Source organism: Pseudomonas sp. 2848, from assembly GCF_003253945.1.
Classification (GTDB): Bacteria; Pseudomonadota; Gammaproteobacteria; order Pseudomonadales; family Pseudomonadaceae; genus Aquipseudomonas.
This window is the reverse complement of record NZ_QKZD01000004.1, coordinates 264995-290472: the sequence shown is the minus strand read 5'-3', so window position 1 is coordinate 290472 and position 25478 is coordinate 264995. Positions and strand designations below refer to the sequence as shown.

The following is a 25478-nucleotide window of genomic DNA, read 5'->3' as shown; positions in this document are numbered from 1 at the left end:
GCCTGGCCGGGGGCCTTTAAATGATCAAGACGCCGTACTACCTCATCGACAAAACCAAGCTGCTGGGCAACATGGAGAAGATCGCCTACGTGCGCGAACACTCCGGTGCCAAGGCACTGCTTGCCCTCAAGTGCTTCGCTACCTGGTCGGTATTCGACCTGATGCAGCAGTACATGGACGGCACCACCTCGTCTTCGCTGTTCGAGCTCAAGCTCGGCCGCCAGAAGTTCGCCGGCGAAACCCATGCCTACAGCGTGGCCTGGGCCGACGACGAAGTCGAAGAGATGCTCGAGAACTGCGACAAGATCATCTTCAACTCCATCGGCCAGCTCGAGCGCTTTGCCGAGCAGTCCGAGGGCAAGGTGCGCGGCCTGCGCGTCAACCCGCAGGTGAGCAGCTCCGACTACCTGCTGGCCGACCCGGCGCGCCCGTTCAGCCGCCTCGGCGAGTGGGATCCAGAGAAGATCGAGAAGGTGATCGAGAAGATCTCCGGCTTCATGTTCCACAACAACTGCGAGAACGGCGACTTCGGCCTGTTCGACAAGATGCTCACGCACATCGAGGAACGTTTCGGCCACCTGCTGCACAAGGTCGAATGGGTCAGCCTCGGCGGCGGCATCCACTTCACCGGCGAAGACTACGCGGTGGATGCCTTCTGCGCGCGCCTGAAGCAGTTCGCCGAAACCTATGGCGTGCAGGTCTACCTGGAGCCAGGCGAAGCGGCCATCACCAACAGCGCCTCGCTGGAAGTGACCGTGCTCGACACCCTGTACAACGGCAAGCACCTGGCCGTGGTCGACAGCTCCATCGAAGCGCACCTGCTCGACCTGCTGATCTACCGCCTCAACGCCAAGATGGCCCCCAACGACGGCGCGCACACCTACATGGTCTGCGGCAAGTCGTGCCTGGCCGGCGACATCTTCGGCGAGTACCAATTCGACAAGCCACTGGCCATCGGTGATCGGCTGTCGTTCGTCGACACGGCGGGCTACACCATGGTCAAGAAAAACTGGTTCAACGGTCTGAAAATGCCATCCATCGCGGTCAAGCAACTCGACGGCAGCGTCGAAGTGGTGCGCGAGTTCGGTTTCGAAGACTACGTTTCGAGCCTGTCGTAAGACAGGCTTTCATGAAGGAGAGCAGCTGAATTGAAGAAGAACGTTCTTATCATTGGTGCAGGAGGTGTCGCCAAGGTGGTGGCCCACAAGTGCGCACAGCATAACGACGAACTGGGTCGTATTGCGATTGCGTCACGGAACATCTCCAAATGCCAGGCCATCATCGACAGCGTCAAGGCCAAGGGTAGCCTCAAGGTACCCGCCGACATCCAGGCCTTCTCGCTCAACGCCCTCGATGTCGAGGCGACCAAGGCACTGATCCGCGAGACCGAATCGCAGATCGTGATCAACGTTGGCTCCGCCTTCCTCAACATGTCGGTGCTGCGCGCCTGCATCGATACCGGTGTCGCTTATCTTGACACCGCCATCCACGAAGAGCCGGGCAAGATCTGCGAGACCCCGCCGTGGTACGGCAACTACGAGTGGAAACACCTCGAAGAGTGCCAACAAAAGAACATTACCGCCATTCTCGGCGTCGGCTTCGACCCGGGTGTGGTGAACAGCTACGCGAAACTCGCGCAGCAGCAGTACTTCGACCAGATCGACTCGATCGACATCCTGGACGTGAATGCCGGTTCCCACGGCAAGTACTTCGCCACCAACTTCGACCCGGAAATCAACTTCCGCGAGTTCACCGGGCAAGTCTGGAGCTGGCAGAACAGCCAGTGGACCAGCAACACCATGTTCGAGGTCAAGCGCACCGACGATCTGCCGGTAGTGGGTTCGCAGAACCTATACCTGACTGGCCACGACGAAGTGCACTCGATCTCGAAGAACCTGAACGTGCCGAACGTGCGTTTCTGGATGAGCTTCGGCGAGCACTACATCAATGTGTTCACCGTGCTGAAGAACCTCGGCCTGCTCTCCGAGCAACCGGTGAAAACCGCCGAAGGCCTGGAAGTGGTACCGCTGAAGGTGGTCAAGGCCGTGCTGCCGGATCCGGCCTCGCTGGCCCCGGGCTACACCGGCAAGACCTGCATCGGTGACCTGGTCAAGGGCACCAAGGACGGTCAGCCGCGCGAGGTGTTCATCTACAACGTGGCCGATCACGAAGAAGCCTACGCCGAGACCGACAGCCAGGGTATTTCCTACACCGCAGGCGTGCCTCCGGTAGCCGCCGCGCTACTGGTTGCCCGTGGTCAGTGGGATGCCGGGCGCATGGTCAACGTCGAGGAGCTGCCGGCCGAGCCGTTCCTCAAGGCGCTGGACGTGATGGGCCTGCCGACCCGCGTCAAGGATGAAAAAGGCGATCGTCCATGGGACGCTGAAGCCTAAGCTGCACGATGAAGGGGCGCTAGATGGCGCCCCTTCTGTTTGTGGGATCTAACTGAGGGAGCGGGCTTGCCCCGCGATAGCGCTAGCACCGGCAAATCGCTACTTCCTGGCCTCCAGTATCAAGTTGAACGGCGTCTGCGTCGCCCGCCGGAAGCGCCTGAACCCCGCCTCCTCGAACACCGCCCGCAACCGAGCTTCCCCAGCCTGCGCACCCAGCCCCAGCCCCCCTTCCTGCGACAGCGAATTCGGCGTGCAGATGAACGTCGAAGCCGCGTAGAACAAGCGCCCGACCGGGTTGATATTGGCATCCAGGGTATCCTCGGCGAACGGCTCCACCAGCATCACCGTGCCGTCGTCCTTGAGCGCCTGATAGGCGTGTCGTGCCGCGCCCACCGGGTCACCCATATCGTGTAAACAATCGAAGAAACACACCAGGTCCAGATCGTGGCCGGGATAGTCCTTGGCCGACGCCTGCTGGAAGCCGACCCGCTCGGCCACGCCTGCGTCACGCGCGCGCTCGCTGGCGGTGAGCACCGAAGGCGCATGGTAGTCGTAGCCGATGAAGCGCGAGGCGGGAAACGCCTCGGCCATGACAATGGTCGAGGCACCATGGCCACAGCCGACATCGGCCACCTGGGCGCCGGCCTGCAGCTTTTCCACCACCCCGTCCAGAGCCGGCAGCCAATCAGCCACCAGGAACGTTCGGTAGCCGGGTCGGAAGAAGCGCTCGGTGCCACTGAACATGCACGGATGATGATCGCCCCAGGCCAGGGCGCCATCGCCGCGCATGGCCGCCACCAGCTTGTCCTTGTCATGGAACAGTGCCGCCAGCACCGAGGCGCCGCCGGCCATGTAGGCGGGCGAATCTTCCAACGCCAACGTCATGGCCTGCTCCTCGGGCAAGGTGAACTGTCCATCGTGATGCACCAGGTAACCCGCCGCAGCCTGGCCATTGAGCCACTCGCGTACCAGCCGTGGCTGGCAGCCGGTGCGCTCGGCCAGGGCCTCGGGTGTGACTGGCTGACTGTCGGCCATGGCCCGATACAGCCCCAGCTCATCCCCAAGGATGACATTGGCCAGCGTCGCCGCCGCCCCCATGTCGCCCACCAGCTTGCCCATGAATTCGTGAAGCCGCACCTCGTCCATGACCTGCCCTCCTCTGCCAGAAGGCCACCGTCGGCGACGTCCGGTCCGATAGGCGGTGGTCGGATGGTTGATCGGGCCGCATCTGCAACCGACCCGGGCTTTAAGTCTAGACCCGCCTGCGCTATCTTCGCCGCGCCGCAGGCTTGCCCGCCAATGGCGGACGACCGCATTCGCGCACTAAAGGAACTGTCAGCATGTTTTCCAGCCGTACACTCGTCCTCACCCTGGGCGTTGCCTTCATCATTCTCGACCAGTGGGTAAAACTGATCGCCCTGGTCGCCCTGAACAATCACAGCTATGTCTATGGCAACCAGAGCGTCTGGCTGAACCTGGCCCTGAGCCTCAACCCCGGAGCGTTCCTCAGCCTCGGCGCCGGGCTGGCTCCGTGGCTCAAGCAACTGGTGTTCGTGGTCGCCGTCGGCGTGGTGTGCGCCTGGGCCATGGTCTGGGCCTGGCGCCACTGGCAATCGGCACCGGTCAAGGCCAGCGCGGCCTGGTTCATCGCCGTGGGCGGGCTATCCAACTTGATCGACCGGGTGATTCGCGACGGCCACGTGGTCGATTACCTGGTCCTCAACATCGGCACCCTGCACACCGGCGTGTTCAACCTGGCCGACATCGCCATCATGGCCGGTGCCACAGTGCTGGTGGTGGACGGCATTACTCGGCCGAGCAAACGCTGACCCCGCCTATCCAATGGGCCGCACTGCGGGCCGCCCCAAGCGAGGCAAAACCTGCGCACCTGAATGACCGAGGCCCTGCCAGCATCCGCAAGGCCTCGATCACCTGCACTCGCTCAGTTCTTGCGACTACCGACACTCTCCAACTGCTCAAGCAACGCCTTGGCCAACGCCTTGTCGGAAAACGGATTCTGCCCGGTGATCAACTCACGATCGACCACTACATGGGGCTGCCAGGCCTGGGCATAACTCATGTCGCCTCCTGCGACGTCCATGGCCTTGGCGGGATAGAACTGCAGACGCTGCTCCTTGAGTGAGCCCTCGAACACCTGCTCCTCAGGGTCAGAGAAAATGGTCATGCGATAGCCCCGGTACGTCCAGTCGCTGGCCGCCGGGGTTTCGCCACGGGCGAGCGCGGCGCGGTAGGCAACCGGATCCTGCTGCGCCGACAGCAACGTGATCGGGCCGTGGCAAATGGCAGCCGTGGGCTTGCCGGCCTGGTGGAAGTGACGCAACAGGGCACCGACGTCGGGGTTGTTGGCCAGGTCGATCAGCGGCGCATGGCCCCCCGGGATGAAGATCCCGGCATAGCGGCCCATATCGCCCGCCAGTACCTCCTTCACCGACAGCGTGTCGTCGATATCCGGCAGGCTGTCGACCACCTGGCGGATACGCTGCATCTCGCGGGCATCGCCGCCGAAGTACATCGGGTCGATCGAGCGCTCATCGACACTCGGCGCATTGCCTTTGGGCGTCACCAGCACCAGCTTGTAGCCGGCCTTGAGCAACTGGTCGGCAGGCACGCCGAATTCGTTGAGGTAGTAACCGGTGGGGTACGGTTTGCCGTCCTTGAGCTGCAGCTGGTTCTCGCTGGACAACAGCACCAGTACCTCACCCTTCGCAGCGGCGGCGGCCTGGCCAGCCAACAGGGTGCCAGCCAATGCCAGCGCGACGGGAGCAATCATGTTCATGGTGTTTTCCTGATCAGTTGAATGGCGCGATATCCAGCCCGTGGGCAAGCTGCACCTGAGTCGGTGCGGCCAACCAGCCGGCGCTGGCGGCGCGATAGGCCTGGTAATGGGCACTGTTGCGATGGGCCTCGACGGCGGCGGCATCGACATACAGCTCGAACAGCTCGAACGCCATTACCTCGCCCTCGCGGACGAACAGGTCATAGCGCAGGTTGCCGGGCTCGGCACGAGTCTGCTCCACCATCAGGCGCAAGGCCTGTTCTGTGACCTCACGGTGTTCAGGATGCGGCTGGATAGTGGCGAAGATGGCAATGGTCACTGGGCGTCTCCCTCAACAAGTTGGGCCCATCCTAACCATCGCGTTATGATTCGATAATTCGAAAGCACTTATTCCTGTGATTCGTTTTATGAATATCAGCAACAAGGACCTCAACCTGCTGCACCTGTTCCAGGTGCTCTATGAAGAGCGCAATGCCTCCCATGCAGCGCAACGGCTGGCCCTCAGCCAGCCCGCCCTGAGCCACAAGCTCAACAAGCTGCGCCAGCAGTTCGGCGACCCCTTGTTCGTGCGTGCGCCGCGTGGCCTCACGCCAACGCCCAGGGCCCATGAGCTGGCGCCCCGGATACAGCAGCTGGTTGCACAGCTACAGGACTTCTACAGGGATTGCGACGGCGATGATTTCCTCTCCCGCGCGACCCAGATGCACCTTTACAGCACTGACTACCTGGAGCAGACCCTGCTGCCCAGGCTGCTGCCGATCCTGCGCACCCAGGCACCGAACCTGACCCTGATCACCCACAACACCCAGGGCAACCTGCCACGCGAGGCGCTGGAAAAAGGCACCTGCGACCTGGCCATCGCCGGTTTCTACAACGGCTTGCCGGACACCTTCCATCAACAGCGCCTGCTCAGTGAGGACTTCGTGGTACTGGCCGCCGCCGACAACCCGCTCCTGACCAAGGGCATGAGCCTGGAGGCGTTCCTGGCCTGCGAGCACCTGCTGACCACACTCACCGGCGACCTCGATGGCCGGGTCGATCACGCCCTGCGCGCTATTGGTCGGCAACGTCGGGTAGTGGCCGGCCTGTCCAGCTTCATTGCCCCTACGCGCCTGGTGCGCGGCACCGACCTGCTACTCACCTGCCTGCGCTCGCTGGCCATCGAAGCGGTCGAGCGCGACCCCGGCCTGCGCCTGCACACCCTGCCCCTGGCGCTGCCCCGGGTCGAAGTGATGCAAATCTGGCACGCGCGTACCCACGCCGACCCCTTGCGTCGCTGGTTCCGGCAACAGGTATGGGAGGTGGCGCAGCAGGTCACTGCACCAGCTGGTTGATCTCGATGATCGGCATCAGCACCGCCATGACGATCAGCAGCACCACCGCCCCCATATCGCCCACCAGCTTGCCCATGAACTCGTGAAGCCTTGCCTCGTCCATGACCTGCCCTCCTCTGCCAGAAGGCCACCGTCGGCGTGCACATGTCCACTGAAACTCTCGGGCGGCCCGACGGGTCACAGCCAGTGCATGCAACATGGATCACACCTTCAAGGAGACTGGACATGCCCTACCCCATGACCTTCACCCCCCCCTTCCGCCTGCTGGCCCTGGCCGGGGCCCTGCTGGCCTGCGCCACTTTGGCCAACGCCGACGACGTGCTGCTGGTCGGCAACAAGGCCGACGCCAGCGTGTCGGCTCTGGACACTCGCAGTGGCCAGGAAATGATCCGCCTGCCGGTAGGCACCGGCCCCCACGAGGTGGTGGTCAGTGGCAATGGCCTGCTGGCCGTGGTTGGCAATTACGGCGCGCAAGGCACGGCGAACAACAGCCTGAGCGTGATCGACTGGCCGACCCGGACGGTCGTGCGCACCATCGACCTGGGCGAAGACGCCCGCCCCCACGGCATTCGCTTCCTGCCCGACAGCCAGCGTGTGGTGGTCACCAGCGAAGCCAGCGAACGTCTGCTGGTGGTCGACCTGGCCCAAGGCAAAGTGCTCGACCGGATCGACATCGGTGGCGGCAAACCGCACATGGTCGCGCTGTCACCCGGTGCCGACCGCGCCTACGTCAGCCATGTCGAGAGCGGCACGCTGTCGGTGGTCGACCTGCTGCACAAGAAGAAAATCGCCGAGATCCCCACGGGCGCCGGCAGCGAAGGCGTGGCGGTAACCCCCAGCGGCACCCAGGTATGGGTCAGCAACCGCGACGGCAACGAAGTGGTCATCGTCGATAGCAAGCGCCTGGAGGTCACCGACCGTATCCGCACCGGCCTGTTCCCGATCCGCGTCGCGATGACCCCGGATGGCAAGTATGCACTCGTCACCTGCGCCAAGTCGGCGGAACTGGCGGTGATCGACGTGGTGGCCAAGAAAGAGATCAAGCGCATCGGCCTGGCGCGCGAAGGCGCCGAATACCGCCGTACGATGCTCGGCGAAGAGGCGCTGCCGATTGGCGCGGTGGTCTCGCCGGATGGCAAGCGGGTCTATGTGGCGATCAGCGGCGGCGACGAAGTCGCGGTGATCAGCACAGCCAACTGGACCGAGAAGGCCCGCTGGAAAGCCGGCCCCGAGCCGGATGCCCTGGCGATCGTGGTGCAGCCGAAAGAAGAGAGCTGAGCACCGCAAAGGCGCCTCGCGGGAGGCGCCTTTGCTCCACTGGCCTTGGCTGCATGAAAGAAACCGGCCAAGATCCGTCCCCCTCTTGCGAGGGGGCGTGCGCCAAACCACGTCCCACCTCCGACTTCGCCTGACCAGATACCAGCCACACATTCCAAGGAAATCTCCTTCAACTCTCAAGGCCCAGTCCGAGAGCAGCTCGGGTTAACTTCACGCTACCTCAGTATTCCTGCATTCGAGGGCAGCGCATGGACGGATGGCAATTGGCCGAGTTTGCCGGGCTCAAGCAGGCCGCACGCGAGCAAGTCACCCAGGACGCCTGGCAGAAGAACGGTACGCTGGCCGTTCGATTGAAAGTCGACGAGATCGATGAGCGCGCTATCCTCGCGCACGAAGCCTGGCACCCGGATCACTACGATTTCGGCTGGGACCGTGTGCTGAAATGGAAAACCCGTCCTGCCAATGCCCGCGCACTCGATATCGCACTTTGGCATGACGATCAACTGGCGGGAATGTGCTGGGCATCGCCCCAGGCCAGTAAAGAGAAGATCATGGTCCTTTATCTGCAGCGCAACCCCGACAGCACCCTGCCGACCAGAGGCTACGTCGCGCCTCTTTGCCTTAGCGGCGTACGCTACTACGCCCTGATGTTGGGCTTGCAATGGGTTGTCATCCGGGACCCTCTGCTGCAGGCGCGAGCGGCCTACGAACTGGATGGTTTCCGCCAGGTAAAGGGCATCGGCCTTGCCTACGACTTGGCCCGTGGCTATGCTTCCCACACTCTGGAGGGTTTCCCCAATGGTCAATGATCCCGGCGATTTCAACGCCAACGTGGCCCGTTTCAAGGCGATTGCCGACAAGAAGCTGGCCCGCTTTCGAGCTTCGGCGCAATACGATGATTTCCTGTCAGATGACGCCATCGACGTTTTTGCCAAAGTTGAAGGTTCTGCCTATGCAGGCCGACCGCACAAGCCACGCAAGCCATCTGCCGCCTGAACGAAGACAGTCTGCGTCAAATGCCGAGGGCCTCTTCGCTTCACAGCTCAACCTTCCTTCTTGATACTGGTTCCGCCAACAAGGTGCGGGAGGTGGCGCAGCAAATCACTGCACCAGCTGGTTGATCTCGATGATCGGCATCAGCACCGCCATGACAATCAGCAGCACCACCGCGCCCATGATCACGATCATCAGCGGCTCGAGCAGCGCGGTCATGCCCATGGCGCGGCGCTCGATGTCCTTGGCCAGGCTGTCGGCGGCGCGATCGAGCATCGGCGGCAGGTTGCCGGTCTTCTCGCCGCTGGCGATCAGGTGGATGAGTAGCGGCGGAAAGACCTTCTCCACCGCCAGCGCCGAGGCCAGCCCAGCGCCCTCGCGCACCCGCGCGGTGGCCTCGCTGACACACTGGTCGAGGCGATCGTTGCCCAAGGTCTGGCGCGCCGCCTCCAGCGCACGCAGCAGCGGCACCCCGGCGCTGCCGAGGATCGCCAGCGTGGAGGCAAAACGCGCCGTGTTCAGGCCCAGCGCGAAACGGCCGAACAACGGCAGCCGCAGGATTCGGGCGTGCCAGGCCAGGCGCGCCGCCGGGGCGCGCAGGTAGACCCGCCAGGCCCAGAACGCCCCGGCCATCAGGGCGAAGCACAGCGCGCCCCATTCGCGCACGAAGTCACTGGCCGCCAGCATCGCCAGGGTCAGCCCGGGCAGGTCCTGGCGTGCCTGGGTGAAGGCGCTGACCACCTGCGGCACCACGTAGCTGAGCAGGAAGATGACGATGCCCACCGACACCAGCCCGACCACGCCGGGGTAGATGAACGCGGTGAGTATCTTGCCGCGCAAGGTGTTGCGCTCCTCGATGTAGTCGGCCAGGCGCTCCATCACCTGGGCCAGGTCGCCGGACTCCTCACCCGCCGCCACCAGTGCCCGGTAGATCTCGGGGAAGTCCCGCGGCCGCTGCGCCAGTGCGTCGGCCAGGCGCATGCCACTGCGCACATCGCCGCGCACCGCCCCCAACAACTGCGCCACATGCTTGCGCTCGGCCTGCTCCAAGGTCGCGCCCAGCGCCGCTTCCAGCGGCAGGCCGGCGGCCAGCAGGCTGGCCAGCTGACGCGTGGCCCAGGCCAGGTCGCCATCACTCAGCCTGGCGCTGAACAGGCCCGCGCCCTGCCCGACAGCGGCCTGGGCCTCGACCTCCAGCGCGGTCAGCCCCAGGCCGCGCAGCTGTGCCATCGCGGCGCCCGGACTGTCGGCTTCGAGCAGCCCTTTGACGATATGCCCCTGGGCGTCGGCGGCTTCATAGCGATAACGGTTCATCAGGCATCCCGTGTCACGCGCAGGATCTCTTCCAGGCAGGTGCTGCCGCTGTCGACCCAGCGCTGGCCATCCTCGCGCATGCTGCGCATGCCGTTGCCCCGCGCGGCGGCGCGCAGGGCCTGTTCATCAGCACCCTGATGCACCAGCGCGCGTACGGTGTCGTCCACGCAGAACAGCTCGTGGATACCGGTGCGCCCGCTGTAGCCACAGTGATTGCAATGCGCGCAGCCCACCGCCCGGTACTGCCCGGGCGCGGCGGGGTCAGGCTCGCGGCAGTGCGGGCACAGGCGCCGCACCAGGCGCTGGGCCAGCACGCCGAGCAGCGCCGAGGCCAGCAGGAACGGCTCGACGCCCATGTCGACCAGGCGGTTGACCGCCGACACCGCATCGTTGGTGTGCAGCGTGGCCAGCACCAGGTGCCCGGTCAGCGAGGCCTGCACGGCAATCTGCGCGGTCTCCAGGTCGCGGATCTCGCCGATCATGATCACGTCCGGGTCCTGGCGCAGAATGGCGCGCAGGGCCACGGCGAAGCTCATGTCGATGCGCGCGTTGACCTGGATCTGGCTGATCCCCGGCAGGTCGTATTCCACCGGATCCTCGACGGTGAGGATGTTGCTGACACTGGCATCCAGCCGTGCCAATGCAGCGTACAGGCTGGTGGTCTTGCCCGAGCCGGTGGGGCCGGTGACCAGCACGATGCCATGGGGCTGACGGATCAACTGGTCCAGCCGCGCCAGCACTGCGGCGTCCATGCCCAGCGCCTCCAGGCGCAGGCGCCCGGCCTGTTTGTCCAGCAGGCGCATCACCACGCGCTCGCCATGGCCGGTGGGCACGGTTGAAACGCGGATATCGATGGGCCGCCCGGCCACGCGCAGGGCGATGCGGCCGTCCTGGGGCAGGCGCTTCTCGGCAATGTCCAGCTGCGCCATGATCTTGATGCGCGACACCAGCGCGCCGTGCAACGCCTTGCGCGGCGAGACCACGTCGCGCAGGGTGCCGTCGACCCGGTAGCGCACCAGGCAGTGGCTCTCGAACGGCTCGATATGGATATCGCTGGCCTGGTCGCGGGCCGCCTGGGTGAGCAAGGCGTTGATCATGCGGATCACCGGCGCGTCGTCCTGGGCCTCGAGCAGGTCGGTGACTTCCGGGATGTCCTGCAGCAGGCGGTCGAGGTCCACTTCGTTCTCCGCCGCGCCCACCACCGCCGCGGCGCTGCCGGTATCGGCGTAGGCGCTGACCAGCAAGGTGTCCATGTTCGCATCGGTCACCGCTTCGACAGCCACCGGGCCAAAGCGCCGACGCACCTCTGCCAACGCCCAGCCCGGGCTCGAAGGGCAGCACGAGAGTAACGCCCTCGCCTCGCCATCGGCCTGCAGCACCACCCGCTGGGCCCTGGCCCAGGCATACGGCAGGCGGCTCAACGGGCCACCTCGTCCACCGGCACGGCACGGATCGAGGCCCGTGGTGCCTGCGATGACACCGCCCGCGCGCGGCCCTGGTCGGGCACGCCCTGCTCCACCGGCGGCAGCAGCGGCATGTCCATGTCCGGCAGCGCCCAGGAATGCTCGGGCTTGAGGTTGCCCTGGGTACGGCGGATGAAGTCGTAGCGGTTCAGGGTGATGCTGCGCCCGGCCGCGGCATCGCGCACGATGTACGGGCGCAGGAACACCATCAGGTTGGTCTTGGTGCTGGCCCGGCGCTCGCTGCGAAACAGCGCGCCGACCCCCGGCAGCCCGGACAGCCACGGGATACCTTCGTTGCTCTGGGTGTAGCCGTCCTGCAGCAGCCCACCCAGGACCATGATCTGGCCATCGTCGAGCAGGATGCTGGTGTCGATGGCGCGCTTGTTGGTCACCGTGCCGGCGGCACTGGAGGCGCGCTGATCGACGCTGCTGACCTCCTGGTAGACGTCGAGCTTGACCGTGCCGCCCTCGGAGATCTGCGGCCGCACGTTCAGGCGCAGGCCCACTTCCTCGCGCTGGATGGTCTGGAATGGGTTGTTGCTGTTGCCGCCGCCATCGGTGACGTACTGGCCGCTGACGAAGGGGATGGTCTGGCCGACGAAGATGCTCGCCGCCTCGTTGTCCAGGGTCAGCAGGTTGGGTGTCGACAGCACGTTGCTGCCACCCTTGCTGGTCAGCGCACGGGCCAGCACCTTGAGGTCGAGCACCTCGCCGATGCCGGGGATCTTCACCGTGCCATCGACCACGCCCACCGACAGCCCCTTCGGCAGCACATCGATGCTGCTCGGCCCCTTGACCAGCCCGCTGCCACCGAGGTTGGCACCGCCGAACACGCCATTTTTGCCAAGGTTGCCGGCCTGCCACTGGATGCCGAATTCATTGGCATCGTCCTCGCCGACCTCGACGATCAGGCTTTCCACCACCACCTGGGCGCGGCGCTGGTCAAGCTGGTCGATGACCTCGCGCAGGCTGCGGTACAGCGGCTCGGGGGCGGAAATCAGCAGGGTATTGGTGGTCTTGTCGGCCTGGATGGTCGCGCCGCCAGCGGAGAACGCGGTGCCTTGGTCATTCTGCTGCGCGCTGGCGCCGTAGCCGTTCGGCGTGCTGCCGGCGCCCAGGCCGTTGCCGCGGTTCTGGCTGCCAGTTGTGCTGTTGTTCTGCATGCCGGTGTTGTTGCCGGTGCTGGCGCTGTTGCCGTTGCCACTGCCGCCGGTGAGCATGCCGCCACCGCTGAGCAGCGCGCGCGTGCCGTCGGCAGTGGCGCTGTCGCTCTCGCCAGTCAGCAGCCCGCGCAGGCTCTGCGCCAGCTTGTCGGCCTGGGCGTTGCGCAGGTACACCACGTGCAGGTTGCCGGCGCTGTTCTGCGCATTGTCGAGCTTGTAGACCAGGTCGCGGGCCAGCTGGGTGCGCTCGGGGCTGCCGGAACGGATCACCACGCTGTTCGAACGCGGATCGCCCAGCACGCTGATCTTCTGGGTCGGGTCGCTGCCCTGGCTGTCGAGCAGCTCGTTGACCATGCTGGCGATGTCGCTGGCGATACCGTTGTTGATCGCCACCACATCGGTGTCGATGGCGCTGGGGATGTCGACCCGATCGAGGATCTGCGCGACCCGCTCGAGGTTTTCGGCGTAATCGGTGACGACCAGGGTATTGTTGCCCGGGTAGGCGTTGATCGGGTTGTCCGGCGAGACGATCGGGCGCAGCACCGGGATCAGGTTGACGGCATTTTCATACTGCAGACGGAAGGTCCGGGTGACCATGCCGTTGCCCGCGTCGCGGTCACCGCTCACCAGCGCGCCGCCCAGCAGCTTGGCGTCAGCCTGGGGCACCACCTGGGCCACACCGCCGACATCGACCACGCTGAAGCCCTGCATGCGCAGGGCCGACAGCAGCATGGAATAAGCCTTGGCGGCCGGCACCTCGCCTTCGGAAACCAGGGTCAGCTGGCCCTTGACCCGTGGATCGACCAGGAACTGGCGACCGGTGGCGCGGGACAGGCCGCGCACCACTGCCTGGATATCGGCATCGACGAAGTTCAGCTGTACCGGCTGGTCGCCAAGTGGATTGGCCGGCGCGGGTGCGGCCACGGCGCGGCTGTGGCGCTGCCCGACCCGAGGCGGCGACTGGCGCTGCAGCGGGCGGCTCTGCGGTTCGCGATGATCCAGGGTGCCCGCCGTGGCACCGGCTTCGGCCAGCGGGCGGCCCAGTTCGCTGCTGGCCAGGGGGCGTTGCACGCTCGGCGCGCTGGCACAGGCGCTGAGCGCCAGGGCCAGGAGCAAGGGCGCGAACGGCAATCGCGGTGAACGGAGGCACGTCATGAAGGGTCCTTAGCGCCATGCGCCTGAGTCATGCGAAGGGTTCCGGAAAAAGTCACCGGGCTGCCTGGGCCGCTGGTCGGGTCTCGGCGCAGCGCCAGCTGGCCAACACCAAGCCCGAGGCGCGGTGGTACTGCCTGCAGCCAGGCCATGGCCGCTTCCGCGGGGGCCCGCTGCCAGCCCAGGCGCCAGGTATCGCCCTCGCCGTCGAGCTGTGACTGCGCCAGCAGGCCAGCTTGCTCCAGGCTCTGGCGCAAAGCCCGGGTGGTATCCGCTGGCCGATGTGCCAGGCGCTCGCCGAGCAAGGCATCGAGCGCCTGCGCCTGGCTGCGCAGCTTGGGTGTTTCGGCCTGCCAGTGGTCGATCCGGGCCAGGGCGGGAAGCAGCAGTACCTGCCAGCAGAACAGCGCGCCGAGCAAGCCGCCTGCCAGGGCGACCGCACGACGCTCCCGCGCGGCCAGGGCTTGCCAGCGTTGCCGGCCCTGCCCGCGCAGCAGGCCCAGGTGGGCCTTAATCGACATGGGCCAGCTCCTCACCGGATGGGTTGGCTGCCCTCAGGGTCCAGCCTTGCCCACTGGCCTGGCCCTCGATGCCGCGTGCGGCGAGGTCGGCCTGCCAGGCGCTGTCCGCCGGGGCCTTGCCACCATCGTCCAGGGGCGTGAGACGCAGCACGCCATCCTGATAGTCCAGTGCCTCGACATTACCCGCGAGGAACGGCATGACCTGTCCGGCGCCGTCGAGCAAGGCCGCCAGCCCCGAGCCGGCGCCGCCCTGCCCGCCCTGCAGTTGCTGACGCGCCTGCTGCAACGGGTTGAGAACCACCGGCAACTGCGGGAAGGCCATGCGCACCTGGGCGACCATGTAGGCGCGCAGCCGCTCGCCCTCGTCGGCCAGGTGCGCGGCATAGAGGTTCAAGCCCAGGCACCAGATCACTGCCGCCGCGCCCCAGATCGCCAAGGTGCGTCCCAACGCTGGCGATTTCACTGGCCCGGCAAGCCCGCCGGCCAAATCGACCGACGACGCTGTATCGTCCTGCCGGGCGAACAGCCCGGCCACGCGGATGCCATCGGCCTGCAGCCACGCCTGCAGACGCGCCATCTGCGCAAGGCCCAGCCAGGCCACGGCGACCTGCCCATCAGCCTGGCGCGGCCCGTGCGCCACATGGACCTGCCCGACATCGCCAAGCACCAGCCCCTGGACCGCGCAGCCCACCGCCGCGCTCAACCGCTTGCCCGTCAGCGGTGGCAAGGCCAGGGCCAGGGCCAGGCTGTCGTGCGCATGCAAGTGCAGGCGCCAGGGCGCGCCCTTGGCCTGGCGCTGCAACTGCGCGCGGGTGGCCTGGCCGCCACGCTCGGCCTGGCGGTAATCCAGCAGCGAGGCATCCTCCAGCTCCGCCAACGGCGGCAGCTGCACGTCAACCAGCGTACTCATGCGCCCACCCGGCTCCAGATGACATCCGGCAACTGCCCCTCGCGCTGGCGCAGCAGCGCCTGCAGGGGTAGTTCACGGCTGCCCAGGCGCGCCTGGCCGCGCAGGCGGAACCAGTCGCTGTTGATCCCCACCCGCACATTGGCCATGGCCAACTGCGGCATGCGCAAACGGTTGACGAAATCGCCCCGGTTGATGAACCAGCGCCCACTGTCGCGCTCGGCCACCAGCGCCATGGCCTGCTGCAGCGACAGCCCCGGCACCTGCGCGGCAAGCACTTCGGCACTGGCAGTGTTGCCATTGATCCAGGTCAGCGCCGGCAGTACCGTGACGAATCGGCGCAGGCGTTGCAGGGCCTGGCCATCCATGCCCTTGAGCCGGGCCAGGGCATCGACGCTGCGCAGCATCGGACGCTTGGCCGGCAACGGCTCGGCGGCAACGGCTGGCGAGGTCGCACGGCCGCCTTGCAGGCCTTGACCGGCACTGCCGGGGGATACCGGCGGACGCTGTGGGTAGCTGTCGATCACCTGCCCGGCGATGGCCGTGGCCAGCCGCTCGCCGATGCCGATCAACGCGCACAGGCGCTGGAAGGTCGCCAGTGCCTCGCTGTCCACCTGGCCATCGACCACCAGGTTGCGCAGGTTGAACTTGCCCTGCTCATCCTCCAGCTGCCCATCGAAGCGCACGCTACCGGACGGCACATCGCGCATCGGTCGCGTCCAGGGTTGGCCGCCACGTACCAGCGGGTCGCGCAGGCGTTGTTCGAACAACACCCGACGGCTCAACTGCAGGCCGCCTTCCAGGGCCCATTGTCCCTGCAGCGCCATCTGGCGGTTCTCTATCTGCCGGGTCTGCAGCCCCTGGCGTTCGATCATGCCTGCGGCGATCACCGCCACCACCGCGGCAATCAACAGCGCACTGATCACGGCCATGCCTTCCTGGCGCGCCATGGCCGGTCACAACTGCCAGGAGCCGAGGTCGGCGTTCACCCCGTCGCCCCCGGCCTGGCCGTCGGCGCCCAGGGAAAACACATCGATCTCGCCGTTGGCGCCCGGATTCAGGTACTGGTAAGGGCGGCCCCAGGGGTCGTTGGGCAGGCGGTCGAGGTAGGCACGCCATTGGCCATCCTTGGCCTGTGCCGGCTTCTCCACCAACACCTTCAGGCCCTGGTTCTGGTTCGGGTAGGCGCCGTTGTCCAGGCGGTACAGCTTCAGTGCCTGCATCAGCCCGCCGATGTCCTGGCGCGCCGCCGTGGCGCGCGCCTGGTCGGGGCGGTCGAGCACCTTGGGCACCACCATCGCCGCGAGGATCCCGAGGATCACCACCACCACCATGATCTCGATCAGGGTGAAACCCTGCTGGCGCAAGCAGCGGGCGGGAAGGTTGCGACGGGCGATCTGCATCTCGGCATTCCTTGCGTGAGTTCGAATCGGGGGCCGATTGTGGCAAGGCGGTATGTCACGGATATTGAAAAAGCTCGGGAGTCGGCGTCGTCAAAGCGTCATCGGGCCGCTCTACAGTGCTGCTTTGCCTTGCGCGAAAGGTGTCCTGTGCGTGCCACCGAGGATGGTTTCACCCTGATCGAAGTGCTGGTGGCGTTGACCATCGTGGCGGTGGCCATGGCCGCCGCCGTGCGCGCCAGCGGCTTGATGACCCAGGGAAACGGGCTGTTGCGCGACAAGGCACTGGCCTTGCTCGCCGCCCAGGGACGCCTGGCCGAACTGCGCCTGGAAGGCAGCGCCAGGCCGGGCGTCAGGCAGTTCGAATGCGACCAGGGCCGCCTGCGCTTGCGCTGCGAGCAGCGCGTGTCGCGCTCGCGGCAAGGGCTGCTGGAGGTGTCGCTGCAGGTGTTCGACCGCCAGCATGAAGGGCCGGCGCTGGCGCGGTTGCAGACGTTGCTCGGGGGCGCCGAGGCTGCGCCCTCCACGTAAGAAGCGAGCGTGCCCGCTCCCCCGTGGCGTGTACCCTCAGAACGCGTAGCGCGTGGTCAGCATGAAGTTGCGTGGGTCACCGTAGTAACCGCCGTTGTAGAAGCCCAGGTTGTTGAAGTACTTCTTGTCGGTGAGGTTGTTGCCGTTGAGGGTCACCGACAACTGCTCGGTCACCTGGTACCGCGCCAGCGCATCGAGGGTCAGGTAGTTCGACTGGGTGTAGCGGATGGTCTCGCCCGCCGCCACCGGGCTGTCCAGGTCCTTCCAGATCTTGCTCTGCCAGTTGGCCGAGCCGCCCACGGTAAGCTTGTTCCACACCCCCGGCAGGCGGTAGGTGGTGGACAGGCGCAGCAGGTTCTCCGGCTCGATGGTGGAGATCTTGTCGCCCTCGCCATCGCGGGTGATACGGTGGGTGAAACCACCCTGCACATGCCAGTCCGGGGTCAGCTCGCCCGCCACTTCCAGCTCGAAGCCACGGGTCTTGGCGCCCTGGATCGCCCGGTAGATGCCACGGTTGGTGGCCGGGTCGGTGCGGTCGAGTTCAGCGAGGTTGTCCTGGCGAACCTCGAACAGCGCCAGGCTGGCGTTGAGACGCCCGTCGTAGAACTCGCCCTTCAGGCCCAGCTCATAGGCGTCGCCCTCCTCCGGCTCGATCATCTTGCCGTTGGCGTCCTGCTCGGTCTCGTGCGGCTTGAAGATGCTGGTGTAGCTGCCATACACCGACCAGCTGTCGTCCAGGTCATAGACCACGCCGGCATAGGGTACGACCACGCCGTTCTCTTCCAGGTCCTGGGTCTTGCTGCGCTGGCCGCTGGCGGTGTCCAGGCGGGTGCTGTCGAGCTGCCAGTTGGACAGGCGACCACCGAGGATCACCGACAGTTTGTCGGTGGGCTTGAAGCGGCCGGTCAGGTAGGCCGCGTCTTCCTGCACACGGGTATCGACCTTCGACAGCGGGCGCCCCCAGTCGGGTTCGCTGAACTCGCCGCGCCACTGGTAGATATTGGCGCCCCCGAACAGGAACGGCCAGTTGCTTTCATGGGCGCGCACGTCGCGGTGGGAAATACCCGCTACCAATTCGTGCTCACGCCCCAGCAACTGGAACGGGCCACTGGCGTACAGGTCGTAGGCGTTCTGGTCGGTCTGGTAGCGGTAGCGGCCCAGCCACACGCCCATGCCGCCTCCCGTGGCGGCATCGGGGTAGCCACTGGCCGCCGAACCCAGGCGCATCGGCGCATCGGTCTCGCTGCGAGTGGCCGAGGCCTTGAGCGTCCAGTCGTTGGCCAGGCGCTGCTCGAGGGTGACGAACAGGTTGTCGGCGGTGTTGTCCCAGGCACTCCACTTGGCCCCGGGGTTGAACGAGCGCGACATGCCAAAGCGGTTGCCCTGGCTGTCCAGCAAAGGTGTCGACGGCCCCCAGGACGAACCTTCCGGGCGGTTGCTCTGGCGGCTCAGGCCGACGCTGAGCAAGGTGTCATCGCTGAGGTCGGCCTCGACGATGCCGTACATCACCTGTTTCTTCTCGGACAGGTTGTCCATGAACGACTGGCCGTCCTCGTAGGCCGTGACCAGGCGCCCGCGCACATTGCCGTCCGGTGTCAGCGCGCCGCCGATGTCGAACTCGCCACGGTAGGTGTCCCAACTGCCGGCGCCGAGCGATACATAGCCGGACAACTCGCGGGTCGGCCGCTTGCGCACCAGATTGACGGTCGCCGACGGGCTGCCGAAGCCACTGAGCAGGCCCGTGGCGCCACGCAGCACCTCGACCCGGTCGTAAATCACCAGGTCGGTCTGGTCGATGCCATTGCCGAAGCGGAAGGCCGCCGGAATGCCATCGACCTGGAAGTTGTCGATATCGAAGCCACGGGCCTTGAAACTGGCGCGGTTGCTGTCGAGCTTGGTGACGGTGACACCAGGCGTCTTGCCCAGCACATCGCTGATGCTGGTGAGGCTCTGGTCATCCATCTGCTGGCGGGTGATGACCGTGACCGACTGCGGCGTCTGCCGTGGCGACAAGGCCATGCGCGTGGCGGTGCGGCTGGCGCCGGTGGTGTAGGACCCGCTGCCTTCGGTGGCCTCGCCCAGCGCGGTATCGGTGATGGCGGTGGCGCCCAGCTCCAGGGTGCCCTTGCCGCTGGCGGTTTCGGCCCAGGCCGGGCCGGCCGGCGCGGCGAGGCTTGCCGCGAGGATGGCCAGTGCCAGCGGATGGCGCTGGCGGACGGTGGTGGCGTTCCCTGCCCTTTGAACCGTGTTCAGAGAGTGCTGTCGTTGCACGCTTGTCGACCCCTAGTTGTTGTGTCTGCTTGATGCAGGTGGGGCTAATCACTGGCGATTGTTGTGGTTGTGCGCCCGTTCTGCGACGGCTGCGGCGCATCCTAGGGTTTTTACGAACTTTTTACAATTGCGAACATTTCGCATTAATTGGATCCAGGCAAAGAAATGTAACAGCCTGCCATTCGGCAACCCCGGCGAACGCGACTAGGCTCAATGGCATGTGATGCCGGGCCCCTCTGACGGTTTGCGCCGCCATGTCGGAATCACTGTTGCCATGCAACGTCGACAATCAAGGAGGGGCTTATGACGGCTCTGCACACATTCCTTTTCACGCCTTTTCTCGGCACCAGCACCTGGTTGTGGCTGGTCTTCATCACCATCGTCATCGCCTTGCTGGTCCTCGACCTCGGTGTGCTGCACCGCCAGGACCGCGAGATCGAGATGCGCGAAAGCCTGCTGCTGTATTCGGGCTACTTCAGCGTCGGCGTGCTGTTCGGTGTATGGGTCTGGTATGAGCTCGGAGCGCAGCCGGCGCTGGAGTTCTACACCGGTTTCCTGGTCGAGCAGTCGTTGTCGATGGACAACGTGTTCGTCATGGCGATGATCTTCAGCTTCTTCGCCATCCCCCGCCGCTATCAGCACCGCGTGCTGTTCTGGGGCATCCTCGGGGTGGTGGTGCTACGGGCAATCATGATCGGCGTGGGCGCCGCGCTGGTGCAGCACTTCGCCTGGGTGCTGTATATCTTCGGCGCCTTCCTGCTGTTCACCGGGGTGAAGATGGCCCTGTCCAAGGATGACGCCCACCCGGACCTGGCCAACAACCCGGTGCTGCGCTTCGTGCGTCGGCACATGCGGGTAACCGACCAGCTGCATGGCCGGCACTTCTTCGTCCATCTCACGCCGCCCGGAACCGACCGCGCCATCCGCTATGCCACGCCGCTGTTCCTGGCCCTGGTGCTGATCGAGCTGGCCGACCTGGTGTTCGCCGTCGACAGCGTGCCGGCGATCTTCGCCATCACCCAGGACCCGTTCATCGTCTACACCTCGAACATCTTCGCCATCCTCGGCCTGCGCTCGCTGTACTTCGCCCTGGCGGCGCTGATGCACCGCTTTGTCTACCTCAAGTACGCGCTGGCGTTGGTGCTGATCTTCATCGGTTGCAAGATCTTCTGGCACGGGCTGGTGGGCAAGGTACCAGCCGGGATTTCGCTGGGGGTCACGTTCGGGCTGTTGTTCGGCGGCGTGCTGCTGTCGTTGCTGCGCACGCGCAATCAGCAGCAACCGGCCGCCCCGCAACCAGCGCAGGACGAACCACTGCCCACAGAAAACAAGCCGACCGCCATGGCCGCCGACAACATTGCCGAGAAGAAAGGCCCGCACCTGCGGGTCTGATCAGGGTGCGAGCCCCTCGACGATGATCACCTGCGCCATCGCCGCGCCCTGGCGATGGCGGCAGGCCTCCTGGTACAGGTCCGAGCGATAGCAGGCCACGGCCTGCTCATAGGAATCGAACTCGATCACCACGCTGCGCTGCGGCGTCGCCCGCCCCTCCAGCGCCTCGCTGCGCCCGCCCCGGGCCAGGAAGCGCCCGCCAAAGGCGACGAACGCCGCCGGGGCGCGCTGGGTGTATTGCAGGTATTGCTCGGGGTCGGTGACGTCCACATGGGCGATCCAGTAGGCCTTCATTCGTCGCGCTCCTGTTGCATGGTCATTACCGTATTATGGTATACCATAAAACTTTCCTGACCAGTATGAGCGTGCAACATGGCCTTCAACAACATCGAAGAACTCCTCGACGACTACCGCCAGGGCCGGATGGTCCTGCTGGTGGACGACGAGGACCGGGAAAACGAAGGCGACCTGCTGATCGCCGCCGAGCGCTGCGACGCCCAGGCCATCAACTTCATGGCCCGCGAGGCGCGTGGCCTGATCTGCCTGACCCTCACCGATGAGCACTGCCAGCGCCTGGGCCTGGAGCAGATGGTGCCAAGCAACGCCAGCGTGTTCGGTACCGCTTTCACCGTCTCGATCGAAGCCGCCAGCGGTGTGACCACCGGCATTTCCGCCGCCGACCGGGCACGCACGGTGGCCGCGGCCATGGCCGCCGACGCCCGCCCCGAAGACCTGGTACAGCCCGGCCACATCTTCCCCTTGCGTGCCCGCGAAGGCGGCGTGCTGACCCGCGCCGGGCACACCGAGGCCGGTTGCGACCTGGCCCGCCTGGCAGGCTTCAGCCCGGCATCGGTGATCGTCGAGGTGCTCAATGACGACGGCAGCATGGCCCGCCGGCCCGACCTGGAAGTGTTCGCCGCCCGGCATGGCATCAAGATCGGCACCATCGCCGACCTGATCCACTACCGGCTGAGCACCGAGCAGACCATCAAGCGCATCGGTGAACGCGCATTGCCCACGGTGCACGGCAACTTCCGCCTGGTCACCTACGAAGACCGCATCGAAGGCGGCGTGCACATGGCCATGGTCATGGGCGAGATCCGCCGCGAGCAGCCCACCCTGGTGCGCGTGCATGTGATCGACCCGCTGCGCGACCTGGTTGGCGCCGAGTACGCAGGCCCGGCCAACTGGACGCTGTGGGCGGCGCTGCAGAAGGTCGCCGAGGAAGGTGCCGGGGTGGTGGTGATCCTGGCCAACCATGAATCCTCCCAGGCCCTGCTCGAACGCGTGCCGCAACTGACTCAGCCGGCCCGGCCCTACCAGCGTGGCCAGTCGAAGGTCTACTCGGAGGTCGGCACCGGCGCGCAGATTCTCCAGGACCTGGGCGTGGGCAAGCTGCGCCACCTGGGGCCGCCACTCAAGTACGCCGGGCTGGCCGGGTACGAGCTGGAGGTGGTGCAGAGCATTCCGTTCGAGGGCAATTGATTTCACGGGGCTGCAAGCACTGCCTGTCAGCTGGCTCCCACAGGGACCTCGCAATTCCTGAGACCCGCGCCGTATCTGTGGGAGCCGGCTTGCCGGCGATGGGCCGCAAAGCGGCCCTGTCGCCACGCGGAGTGATGGCCGGTCAGCACCGACCTCTTGCGAAAAGTTTGGAATACCATAATATGACATTCCGTAGACCTTGATTCTGCCGGCCGCACCTACACTGACATGACGGCCACGCTCCACCCGTTTGACGCTGCTCCCCGAACATGATTGGCGGGCGACAGAAGCCCGCCTCGAATAACAAAAGCAACGAGGGCGTAACCATGCTGTTGAGCAAACGAGTAACCGCAGTGCTGTCCGCCAGCCTGCTGACCCTGGCCTGCCAGGCCACCCAGGCGGCCGACAGCCTGAACTTCGTCAGCTGGGGCGGGACCACCCAGGATGCGCAGAAGGCCGCATGGGCCGAACCCTTCAGCAAGGCGTCCGGCATCAAGGTGGTGCAGGACGGCCCCACCGACTACGGCAAGCTCAAGGCCATGGTCGAAAGCGGCAACGTGCAGTGGGACGTGGTCGATGTCGAAGCCGACTTCGCCCTGCGCGCCGCCAGCGAAGGCCTGCTCGAACCCCTCGATTTCAAGCAGATCCAGCGCGACAAGATCGACCCGCGCTTCGTCTCCGACCATGGCGTCGGCTCGTTCTTCTTCTCCTTCGTGCTCGGCTACAACGAGGGCAAGCTCGGCGCCAACAAACCGGTGGACTGGTCCGCCCTGTTCGACACCAAGACCTACCCCGGCAAGCGCGCCCTGTACAAGTGGCCCAGCCCCGGCGTGCTCGAACTGGCCCTGCTGGCCGACGGCGTGGCGCCAGACAAGCTCTACCCGCTGGACCTGGACCGCGCCTTCAAGAAGCTCGACACCATCAAGAAAGACATCGTCTGGTGGGGCGGCGGCGCCCAGTCGCAGCAACTGCTGGCCTCGGGTGAAGCCTCGCTCGGACAGTTCTGGAACGGCCGCGTGTATGCCTTGCAGCAGGACGGCGCGCCGGTCGGCGTGAGCTGGAAGCAGAACCTGGTCATGGCCGATTTCCTGGTCATCCCCAAAGGCGCGAAGAACAAGGACGCAGCCATGAAGTTCCTGGCCAACGCCAGCAGCGCCGAAGGCCAGGCCGAGTTCGCCAACAAGACCGCCTACGCCCCGGTCAACGTCGACAGCGTGGCCAAGCTCGACAAAGACCTGGCGCCGAACCTGCCGACTGCCTACGCCCAGGACCAGGTGACCCTGGACTTCGCCTACTGGGCGAAGAACGGCCAGGCCATCGCCGCCCGCTGGAATGAGTGGCTGGTCAAATGAAAGTCGCCATCAATGCCCTGCACAACGCGCAAGGTGCCCCCAGCGGCACCGGCGCGCCCGGGGCGGCCGAGCGTCGCCCGCCCATCAGCCAACGCTGGCGCGGCAGCCGCAACCTGCTGCCGGCGCTGCTGTTCCTCGGCCTGTTCTTCTTCGCCCCGCTGGTCGGCCTGCTGCTGCGCGGGGTGCTGGAGCCCGAGCCGGGCCTTGGCAACTATGCGCAGCTGTTCGCCAACTCGGCCTATGCCCGGGTGCTGTTCAACACCTTCTCGGTGGCCGGCCTGGTCACCCTGATCAGCGTGCTGCTGGGCTTCCCGCTGGCCTGGGCGATCACCCTGGTGCCCAAGGGCTGGGGCCGCTGGCTGCTGAACATCGTGCTGCTGTCGATGTGGACCAGCCTGCTGGCGCGCACCTACTCATGGCTGGTGCTGCTGCAGAGCTCGGGGGTGATCAACAAGGTGTTGATGGCGCTGGGCATCATCGATGCGCCGCTGGAGATGGTGCACAACCTCACTGGCGTGGTGATCGGCATGAGCTACATCATGATCCCGTTCATCGTCCTGCCGTTGCAGGCGACCATGCACGCCATCGACCCGATGGTGCTGCAGGCAGGCTCGATCTGCGGCGCCAGCCCCTGGACCAACTTCTGGAAGGTGTTCCTGCCGCTGTGCCGCTCGGGGCTGTTCTCCGGCGCGCTGATGGTGTTCGTGATGTCGCTCGGTTACTACGTTACCCCGGCCCTGCTCGGCGGCGCGCAGAACATGATGCTGCCCGAATTCATCATCCAGCAGGTTCAGTCGTTCCTCAACTGGGGCCTGGCCAGCGCCGCCGCCGCGCTGCTGGTGGTGATCACCCTGGTGCTCTTCTACCTATACCTGAAGCTGCAGCCGGAGTCCCCGGTCGGCAACGCGAGGTAAACCGCCATGCTGCTTTCCCCCAATGCCATGGGTCGCCCACTGCGCACCGGGCTGTACCTGACCACCGGGCTGATCGCCGCCTTCCTGCTGCTGCCGGTGGTGTTCATCATCCTGCTGTCGTTCGGCTCGTCACAGTGGCTGGTGTTCCCGCCACCAGGCTGGACCTTGAAGTGGTACGCGCAGTTCTTCGCCAACCCCGAGTGGATGGACGCGGCGCTGGCCAGCCTCAAGGTGGCGCTGCTCACCACCTCCGCCGCCGTGGCGCTCGGCCTGCCCACTGCCTTTGCCCTGGTGCGCGGTCGCTTCCCGGGCCGCGAGCTGCTGTACGGGCTGTTCACCATGCCGATGATCGTGCCCCTGGTGATCATCGCCGTGGCGGTGTACGCGCTGTTCCTCAAGCTGGGCTACACCGGCACCTTGTTCGCCTTTGTGGTGAGCCACGTGATCGTCGCCCTGCCCTTCACCATCATCTCGATCATCAACTCGCTCAAGCTGTTCGACCAATCCATCGAGGACGCTGCGGTGATCTGCGGCGCCTCGCGCCTGCAGGCGATCGTCAAGGTGACCTTCCCGGCGATCCGCCCGGGGATGATCGCCGGCGGCTTGTTCGCCTTCCTGGTGTCGTGGGACGAGGTGGTGCTGAGCGTGATGATGGCCAGCCCCGACCTGCAGACCCTGCCGGTGAAGATGTGGACCACCCTGCGCCAGGACCTGAGCCCGGTGATCGCGGTGGCCTCGACGCTGCTGATCGGCCTGTCCCTGCTTGTGATGTTCATTGCCGCCGCCCTGCGCCGGCGCGCCGAAAACGCCTGACTGCC

The 25478-nt window shown here is 65.8% G+C and carries 25 protein-coding genes and 1 pseudogene; 13 read left to right on the top strand and 13 right to left on the bottom strand.

The features are described 5' to 3' along the window. Nucleotides 1-20 precede the first annotated feature (20 nt). Both DFS21_RS10480 and DFS21_RS10475 read left to right on the top strand, forming a co-directional pair. Nucleotides 21-1118, top strand: a complete 1098-nt coding sequence (locus tag DFS21_RS10480) for a carboxynorspermidine decarboxylase (RefSeq protein ID WP_111532260.1) — start codon at nucleotides 21-23, stop codon at nucleotides 1116-1118. 30 nt (nucleotides 1119-1148) lie between these two features. After that, on the top strand, nucleotides 1149-2393 hold the full coding sequence (locus DFS21_RS10475; RefSeq protein WP_038705903.1) for a saccharopine dehydrogenase family protein: 1245 nt from the start codon (nucleotides 1149-1151) through the stop codon (nucleotides 2391-2393). Nucleotides 2394-2492: 99 nt separating this feature from the next. On the opposite strand, the gene DFS21_RS10470 is transcribed toward DFS21_RS10475, so the two are convergent. Further along, entirely contained in the window at nucleotides 2493-3539 is a 1047-nt protein-coding gene (locus DFS21_RS10470) for a class I SAM-dependent methyltransferase (RefSeq protein WP_111532259.1), read from the bottom strand. 194 nt (nucleotides 3540-3733) lie between these two features. Here DFS21_RS10470 and DFS21_RS10465 point away from each other — a divergent pair, with 194 nt between their 5' ends. Then, nucleotides 3734-4222 carry a signal peptidase II gene (locus tag DFS21_RS10465; RefSeq protein ID WP_111532258.1) on the top strand — a complete coding sequence of 163 codons (489 nt, stop codon included), beginning with the start codon at nucleotides 3734-3736 and terminating at the stop codon, nucleotides 4220-4222. A gap of 113 nt (nucleotides 4223-4335) precedes the next feature. Here DFS21_RS10465 and DFS21_RS10460 read toward each other — a convergent pair whose 3' ends face one another. After that, on the bottom strand, nucleotides 4336-5190 hold the full coding sequence (locus DFS21_RS10460) for a type 1 glutamine amidotransferase domain-containing protein (RefSeq protein WP_111532257.1): 855 nt from the start codon (nucleotides 5188-5190) through the stop codon (nucleotides 4336-4338). Between the two features lie 13 nt (nucleotides 5191-5203). Continuing rightward, nucleotides 5204-5509 (bottom strand): putative quinol monooxygenase, encoded by a 306-nt coding sequence (locus DFS21_RS10455; RefSeq protein ID WP_111532256.1) that lies wholly within the window; start codon nucleotides 5507-5509, stop codon nucleotides 5204-5206. An 88-nt stretch (nucleotides 5510-5597) separates the two neighbouring features. Here DFS21_RS10455 and DFS21_RS10450 point away from each other — a divergent pair, with 88 nt between their 5' ends. Beyond that, complete coding sequence (locus DFS21_RS10450; protein WP_110701651.1) at nucleotides 5598-6524, top strand: LysR family transcriptional regulator; 927 nt, start codon at nucleotides 5598-5600, stop codon at nucleotides 6522-6524. Here DFS21_RS10450 and DFS21_RS27230 read toward each other — a convergent pair. Then, nucleotides 6505-6579, bottom strand: a pseudogene (locus DFS21_RS27230) (hypothetical protein); the annotation flags it as partial. The gene DFS21_RS10450 and the pseudogene DFS21_RS27230 overlap by 20 nt on opposite strands. A 170-nt stretch (nucleotides 6580-6749) precedes the next feature. Between DFS21_RS27230 and DFS21_RS10445 the strand changes: the two are divergent. From DFS21_RS10445 to DFS21_RS10435, 3 genes are all read left to right on the top strand, one after another. Beyond that, nucleotides 6750-7802 (top strand): cytochrome D1 domain-containing protein, encoded by a 1053-nt coding sequence (locus DFS21_RS10445; protein ID WP_158539547.1) that lies wholly within the window; start codon nucleotides 6750-6752, stop codon nucleotides 7800-7802. 248 nt (nucleotides 7803-8050) lie between these two features. After that, nucleotides 8051-8611, top strand: a complete 561-nt coding sequence (locus DFS21_RS10440; RefSeq protein ID WP_146603136.1) for a hypothetical protein — start codon at nucleotides 8051-8053, stop codon at nucleotides 8609-8611. Further along, complete coding sequence (locus tag DFS21_RS10435; protein ID WP_111532254.1) at nucleotides 8601-8798, top strand: hypothetical protein; 198 nt, start codon at nucleotides 8601-8603, stop codon at nucleotides 8796-8798. Before DFS21_RS10440 ends, DFS21_RS10435 begins: the two co-directional genes overlap by 11 nt. Before the next feature lie 105 nt (nucleotides 8799-8903). Here the strand turns inward: DFS21_RS10435 and gspF are convergent, their stop codons facing one another. Genes gspF through gspG form a run of 7 tightly spaced genes read right to left on the bottom strand, consistent with a single transcriptional unit; the run spans nucleotide 8904 to nucleotide 16718 of the window. Beyond that, entirely contained in the window at nucleotides 8904-10109 is a 1206-nt protein-coding gene (gspF, locus tag DFS21_RS10430; RefSeq protein WP_111532253.1) for a type II secretion system inner membrane protein GspF, read from the bottom strand. After that, nucleotides 10109-11530 (bottom strand): type II secretion system ATPase GspE, encoded by a 1422-nt coding sequence (gspE, locus tag DFS21_RS10425; RefSeq protein WP_110701641.1) that lies wholly within the window; start codon nucleotides 11528-11530, stop codon nucleotides 10109-10111. Before gspE ends, gspF begins: the two co-directional genes overlap by 1 nt. Then, a complete protein-coding gene (gene gspD, locus DFS21_RS10420) occupies nucleotides 11527-13890 on the bottom strand; it encodes a type II secretion system secretin GspD (RefSeq protein ID WP_111532252.1) in 2364 nt (787 codons plus the stop codon). The genes gspE and gspD overlap by 4 nt, the downstream gene beginning before the upstream one ends. After that, a complete protein-coding gene (gene gspM / locus DFS21_RS10415; RefSeq protein WP_111532251.1) occupies nucleotides 13887-14408 on the bottom strand; it encodes a type II secretion system protein GspM in 522 nt (173 codons plus the stop codon). Before gspM ends, gspD begins: the two co-directional genes overlap by 4 nt. Further along, complete coding sequence (gene gspL / locus DFS21_RS10410) at nucleotides 14398-15318, bottom strand: type II secretion system protein GspL (RefSeq protein WP_110701637.1); 921 nt, start codon at nucleotides 15316-15318, stop codon at nucleotides 14398-14400. The genes gspM and gspL overlap by 11 nt, the downstream gene beginning before the upstream one ends. Continuing rightward, complete coding sequence (gene gspK / locus DFS21_RS10405) at nucleotides 15315-16265, bottom strand: type II secretion system minor pseudopilin GspK (RefSeq protein ID WP_110701635.1); 951 nt, start codon at nucleotides 16263-16265, stop codon at nucleotides 15315-15317. Before gspK ends, gspL begins: the two co-directional genes overlap by 4 nt. 6 nt (nucleotides 16266-16271) lie before the next feature. Further along, nucleotides 16272-16718, bottom strand: a complete 447-nt coding sequence (gspG, locus tag DFS21_RS10400) for a type II secretion system major pseudopilin GspG (protein ID WP_110701633.1) — start codon at nucleotides 16716-16718, stop codon at nucleotides 16272-16274. Nucleotides 16719-16865: 147 nt separating this feature from the next. Here gspG and gspI point away from each other — a divergent pair, with 147 nt between their 5' ends. Beyond that, on the top strand, nucleotides 16866-17246 hold the full coding sequence (gene gspI / locus DFS21_RS10395) for a type II secretion system minor pseudopilin GspI (RefSeq protein WP_110701631.1): 381 nt from the start codon (nucleotides 16866-16868) through the stop codon (nucleotides 17244-17246). Between the two features lie 36 nt (nucleotides 17247-17282). Here the strand turns inward: gspI and DFS21_RS10390 are convergent, their stop codons facing one another. Further along, a complete protein-coding gene (locus tag DFS21_RS10390; RefSeq protein ID WP_250888443.1) occupies nucleotides 17283-19517 on the bottom strand; it encodes a TonB-dependent siderophore receptor in 2235 nt (744 codons plus the stop codon). A gap of 303 nt (nucleotides 19518-19820) precedes the next feature. Here DFS21_RS10390 and DFS21_RS10385 point away from each other — a divergent pair, with 303 nt between their 5' ends. Continuing rightward, on the top strand, nucleotides 19821-20909 hold the full coding sequence (locus DFS21_RS10385) for a TerC family protein (protein WP_256591314.1): 1089 nt from the start codon (nucleotides 19821-19823) through the stop codon (nucleotides 20907-20909). On the opposite strand, the gene DFS21_RS10380 is transcribed toward DFS21_RS10385, so the two are convergent. After that, entirely contained in the window at nucleotides 20910-21203 is a 294-nt protein-coding gene (locus DFS21_RS10380; RefSeq protein ID WP_038705893.1) for a DUF1330 domain-containing protein, read from the bottom strand. A 78-nt stretch (nucleotides 21204-21281) separates the two neighbouring features. Here DFS21_RS10380 and ribBA point away from each other — a divergent pair, with 78 nt between their 5' ends. The 4 genes from ribBA (at nucleotide 21282) to DFS21_RS10360 (ending at nucleotide 25473) form a co-directional block, all read left to right on the top strand. Continuing rightward, on the top strand, nucleotides 21282-22394 hold the full coding sequence (ribBA, locus tag DFS21_RS10375; RefSeq protein WP_110701627.1) for a bifunctional 3,4-dihydroxy-2-butanone-4-phosphate synthase/GTP cyclohydrolase II: 1113 nt from the start codon (nucleotides 21282-21284) through the stop codon (nucleotides 22392-22394). Nucleotides 22395-22720: 326 nt separating this feature from the next. Next, nucleotides 22721-23746 carry an ABC transporter substrate-binding protein gene (locus DFS21_RS10370; RefSeq protein ID WP_094011077.1) on the top strand — a complete coding sequence of 342 codons (1026 nt, stop codon included), beginning with the start codon at nucleotides 22721-22723 and terminating at the stop codon, nucleotides 23744-23746. Next, entirely contained in the window at nucleotides 23743-24660 is a 918-nt protein-coding gene (locus tag DFS21_RS10365) for an ABC transporter permease (RefSeq protein WP_111532250.1), read from the top strand. The genes DFS21_RS10370 and DFS21_RS10365 overlap by 4 nt, the downstream gene beginning before the upstream one ends. A gap of 6 nt (nucleotides 24661-24666) precedes the next feature. Then, nucleotides 24667-25473: an ABC transporter permease gene (locus DFS21_RS10360; protein ID WP_111532249.1), complete on the top strand. Its 807-nt coding sequence runs from the start codon at nucleotides 24667-24669 to the stop codon at nucleotides 25471-25473. Nucleotides 25474-25478: the final 5 nt, after the last annotated feature.